Raw genomic sequence first — 5,615 nt, forward strand, 5'->3', positions numbered from 1 at the left:
AGCGCTGATAGACGGCCTGGTCGAGCGCACCGTCGCCATAGGCAGTGGAAAAGCCGCCGGCCGCGGCCGACAGGCCGGCAACGATATCGGGATGGGCGCCTGCCCAGTTGTCGGAAGCGAAGAACATGCATTCTGCCTATGTCTTGGGAAATCGGGGTTCTGGGGAAATCAGCCGGAAGTTGACCGGTTTCACGTGCTGATCGCAAGGGGGCAGGCGCAGGAAAATCGGTAAAGCCAGCCAGCCGGCAAGGAAGAGGCCTGCGACTGAAGCTTACGTTCTTCCTCAACTTCACGACATTTTCTGTCGCGAAAGGCCCAAGTTTTTTGTGAATCGGTCTTGTGTGCGTCCGGGATTTCTGTCATAAAAATTTAGGACAGTAGTGCTGTCTTATTTTGTCGCACAAAACAAGCCGGATTGGCGTATCATTTGGGCCTCTCCGGCTGTTGCCGCGAGCGACAGGTGGACGGCCAGACTGTTGCCAGTAGGAATACCTCTGGCCTGTACGAATACGAACCATGCGGAAAGTCGCCTGGTTCGGCAAGGATTTCGCAAGACGTGCCGCAAGGATCAGGGTGAGCCAAGTGCTTGCCGAGGCAAACCAGCGCCCGAAGGGCTGGAATGGAGGACAGGAGATGACGGACATGACGCACTCTGCGACGAACGGCCAGGCCGCGCAGACGAAAGCGGCAACCGTCAAAAACACCTTGCGATCCAATATCGGCCGAACCGCCAACGGCTTTTCCGCCCAGGGCCTTTACGATCCGCGCAACGAGCATGACGCCTGCGGCGTCGGCTTCATCGTCAACATGAAGGGCGTGAAGTCGCATCAGATCGTCAAGGACGGGCTGGCCGTGCTCGAAAACCTGACGCATCGCGGCGCCGTCGGCGCCGATCCGCTGGTCGGCGATGGCGCCGGCGTGCTGGTGCAGCTTCCCGACCGTTTCTTCCGCGAAGAGATGGCAGCCCAGGGCATCGACCTGCCGCCGGTGGGTCAGTACGGCGTCGGACACTGGTTCATGCCGCAGGACGCGGCGCTCCGCGCCCATATCGAGGACATCATTGCCGAATCGGCGCAATCCGAGGGGCTTCCGCTCATCGGTTTCCGTGACGTGCCCGTCGACAATTCGTCGCTGTCGAAGGCGCCTGACATCGTGGCATCCGAGCCGTCCCATCGGCAGATATTCATCGGCCGCACGCCAGACATTACCGATGACGAGGAGTATGAGGCCAGGCTCTATCTGCTGCGCAAGGTCATATCGGGTCGCATCTATGCCGAGAACGACAACAAGGACATCGGCGCCTATTGCGTGTCGCTGTCGGCGCGCACCATCGTCTACAAGGGCATGTTCCTGGCCTATCAGGTCGGTGCCTACTACAAGGACCTGATCGATCCGCGCTTCGAAACCGCGCTGATTCTCGTCCACCAGCGCTTCTCGACCAACACGTTTCCGTCGTGGAAGCTGGCGCATCCCTACCGCATGGTCGCCCACAATGGCGAGATCAACACCGTGCGCGGCAACAACAACTGGATGGCGGCGCGGCAGGCTTCGGTCGATTCCGAATTGTTCGGCAACAACATCTCGAAGCTTTGGCCAATTTCCTACGACGGTCAGTCCGACACCGCCTGCTTCGACAATGCGCTCGAGTTCCTGTTCCAGGGCGGGTACAGCCTCAGCCACGCCATGATGATGCTGATCCCGGAAGCCTGGGCCGGCAACAAGCTCATGGATGCCGATCGCAAGGCGTTCTACGAATACCATGCAGCACTTATGGAGCCGTGGGATGGACCGGCGGCGGTGGTCTTCACTGATGGCCGCCAGATCGGCGCCACGCTCGACCGCAACGGACTGCGCCCGGCGCGCTATATCGTCACCGACGACGACCGCGTCATCATGGCCTCGGAGGCCGGCGTGCTGCCGGTGCCGGAGGAGAAGATCGTCAAGAAGTGGCGGCTGCAGCCCGGCCGGATGCTTCTGATCGACCTGGAGAAGGGGCGCATCGTCTCCGACGAGGAGCTCAAGTCGGAGATCGCGACCAAGCATCCCTACAAGACCTGGCTCGCCAACACGCAGCTCATCCTAGAAGATCTGAAGCCGGTCGAACCACGCGCGCTGCGCAAGGATGTCAGCCTGCTCGATCGCCAGCAGGCGTTCGGCTACAGCCAGGAAGACACCAAGCTCTTGATGTCGCCGATGGCGACGACGGGCCAGGAAGCGGTGGGCTCGATGGGCACCGACACGCCGATCTCGGCGATGTCGGACAAGTCGAAGCTGCTCTACACATATTTCAAGCAGAACTTCGCCCAGGTCACCAACCCGCCGATCGATCCGATCCGCGAGGAGCTGGTGATGAGCCTGGTGTCCTTCATCGGGCCGCGGCCAAACATCTTCGACCTGGTCGGCAATTCGCGCCGCAAGCGGCTTGAGGTGCGCCAGCCTATCCTGACCAATGGCGATCTCGAAAAGATCCGTTCCATCGGCCACACCGAGGACCGCTTCGACACCAAGACGATCGACATCACCTATGGCTCCGCCGAAGGGGCCGCAGGCATGCAGGGCGCCATCGACCGCCTGTGCGAGCGGGCGGAGGCGGCGGTCGCCGGCGGTTACAACATCATCATCCTGTCCGACCGCCAGGTTGGGCCGGACCGCATTGCCATCCCGGCGCTGCTCGCGACGGCGGCAGTGCATCATCACCTGATCCGCAAGGGGCTGCGCACCTCGGTCGGCCTCGTCGTCGAATCCGGCGAGCCGCGCGAAGTGCATCATTTCTGCTGTCTTGCCGGCTATGGCGCCGAGGCGATCAACCCTTACCTCGCCTTCGACACGCTGCTCGACATGCACAAGCGCGGCGAACTGCCGAAAGAGGTGGACGCTTACGAAGTCGTCTCGCGCTACATCAAGTCGATCGGCAAGGGCATTCTCAAGGTGATGTCCAAGATGGGCATCTCGACCTACCAGTCCTATTGCGGCGCGCAGATTTTCGATGCGATCGGGCTGAAGACCGATTTCGTGCAGCAATATTTCACCGGCACCGCGACGCTCATCGAAGGCGTCGGGCTGGACGAGATCGCGACGGAGACGCTCAGCCGCCACAATGACGGTTTCGGCAACGACCCTGTGCTGCGCAACAGCCTGGAGGTCGGCGGCGAATACATGTTCCGCATGCGCGGCGAGGCGCATATCTGGTCGCCCGATGCGGTCGCCACCTTGCAGCATGCCGTGCGCCAGGGATCGTGGGAAACGTTCAAGGACTATTCCGCCCAGATCGACAGCGAGACGGCGCGCGCCCAGACCATTCGTGGCCTGTTCAGGCTCAAGCTGGCTGAGGAAACCGGCCGCGAGAAGGTCGCGCTCGACGACGTCATGTCGGCGGCCGACATAGTCAAGCGGTTCTCGACCGGGGCGATGTCGTTCGGCTCGATCTCACGCGAAGCGCACACCACACTGGCGCGCGCGATGAACCAGATTGGCGGCAAGTCGAACACCGGCGAGGGCGGCGAAGAGGCCGACCGCTATCTGCCTCTGCCCGGCGGCGGCAAGAACCCGGAACGCTCGGCGATCAAGCAGATCGCCTCTGGGCGCTTCGGCGTCACGGCCGAATACCTGGTCAATTCCGACATGATGCAGATCAAGGTGGCGCAGGGTGCCAAGCCCGGCGAGGGCGGCCAGCTGCCCGGCCACAAGGTCGACGCGACCATCGCCAAGGTCCGGCATTCGACGCCGGGCGTCGGCCTGATCTCGCCGCCGCCGCACCACGACATCTATTCGATCGAGGATCTGGCGCAGCTGATCTACGATCTGAAGAACGTCAATCCGGCGGCCGACGTGTCGGTCAAGCTGGTGTCGGAAGTCGGTGTCGGCACGGTTGCGGCGGGCGTCGCCAAGGCACGCGCCGACCACATCACCATCTCGGGCTATGATGGCGGCACCGGTGCTTCGCCGCTGACCTCGCTCAAGCATGCCGGCAGCCCGTGGGAAATGGGCCTTGCGGAGACGCACCAGACGCTGGTGCTGAACGGCTTGCGGTCGCGCGTTGCGCTGCAGGTCGATGGCGGCTTGCGCACCGGCCGCGACGTCATCATAGGTGCGCTGCTCGGCGCCGACGAGTTCGGCTTCTCGACCGCGCCGCTGATCGCGGCCGGCTGCATCATGATGCGCAAGTGCCATCTCAACACCTGCCCGGTCGGCGTTGCGACGCAGGATCCGGTGCTGCGCAAGCGCTTCAAGGGTACGCCCGAGCATGTCATCAACTTCTTCTTCTACGTGGCGGAAGAGGTTCGCGGTCTGCTTGCCGAGATGGGTTACACCCATATCGACCAGATCATCGGCGACACCGATCTCTTGGAAAAGCGCGACCTGATCGTGCACTGGAAGGCGCGCGGGCTCGATTTCTCCAAGATGTTCTTCAAGCCGGATGCGCCGCATGAAGCGGTGCACTGGACCGAGCGGCAGAAGCACCCGATCGACGACGTGCTCGACCGCAAGCTGATCGAACTGGCAAAGCCGGCGCTCGAAAGCAAGCAACCGGTCAAGATCGAGGTCGACATCCGCAATGTCGACCGCTCCACCGGCGCCATGCTGTCGGGCGAAGTGGCCAAGCGCTTCAAGCACAAGGGCCTGCGCGAGGATACGATCTCGGTGAAGTTGACCGGCACCGCCGGCCAGTCCTTTGGTGCGTTCCTGGCGCGCGGCATCTCGTTCGAGCTTGTCGGCGCTGGCAACGACTATGTAGGCAAGGGCCTGTCGGGCGGGCGCATCGTCATCCGGCCGCCGGAAGAGGCCAAGATCGTCGCGGCGGAGTCCATCATCGTCGGCAATACGGTGCTCTATGGCGCGACCGAGGGTGAGGCCTACTTCGCCGGCGTCGCCGGCGAACGTTTCGCCGTGCGCAACTCGGGCGTGGCCGCCGTCGTCGAAGGCGTTGGCGATCATGGCTGCGAGTACATGACCGGCGGCATCGTCGTCGTCATCGGCAAGACCGGCCGCAACTTCGCCGCCGGCATGTCGGGCGGCGTGGCCTATGTACTCGACGAGGCGGGCGATTTCGCCGAGCGCTGCAACATGGCGATGGTCGAGCTGGAACCGGTTCCGGAAGAAGACGATTTGATGGAGAGATTGTTGCACCATGGCGGCGACCTCGACCACAAGGGCCGCGTCGACGTCTCCGGCGACATGACCAGCCATGACGAGGAGCGGCTCTACCAGCTGATCTCGAACCATGTGCATTACACCGGATCGGTACGTGGTCGCGAGATTCTCGACGACTGGACGACGTTCCGGCCGAAGTTCCGCAAGATCATGCCGGTCGAATACCGCCGCGCTTTGATCGAGATGGAACGCATGCGCATGGGCGTCGCGGCGGAATAGGCTTTTGCAATTGCCGGGGTGCCCAGGCTTCCCGGCCTATCTTCATCGACAGTTTGACCTCGGGCGCAAGGTTGCCATGGCTGCCTCAAGAGGTTAACGGGTGCGGCGAAAACCGCACCATCTGGACAGCAGGAACTGGACTATGGGCAAGGTAACAGGCTTTCTCGAAATCGACCGGCAGGTGCATAAGTACCAGCCGGCCTCCGATCGCATCCGGCATTTCCGTGAATTCACGCTGCCGATGT

1 protein-coding gene and 1 pseudogene are annotated in these 5,615 nt (G+C 62.6%); one reads left to right on the forward strand and one right to left on the reverse strand.

From position 1 onward, the window contains the following. Nucleotides 1–127: pseudogene (locus EN935_RS42170) on the reverse strand (low specificity L-threonine aldolase); the annotation flags it as partial. 506 nt (nt 128–633) lie between these two features. Here EN935_RS42170 and gltB point away from each other — a divergent pair. After that, entirely contained in the window at nt 634–5,370 is a 4,737-nt protein-coding gene (gene gltB / locus EN935_RS20040) for a glutamate synthase large subunit (RefSeq protein ID WP_109661229.1), read from the forward strand. Nucleotides 5,371–5,615 lie beyond the last annotated feature (245 nt).

Source organism: Mesorhizobium sp. M7D.F.Ca.US.004.03.1.1, from assembly GCF_003998635.1.
Lineage (GTDB): Bacteria > Pseudomonadota > Alphaproteobacteria > Rhizobiales > Rhizobiaceae > Mesorhizobium > Mesorhizobium loti.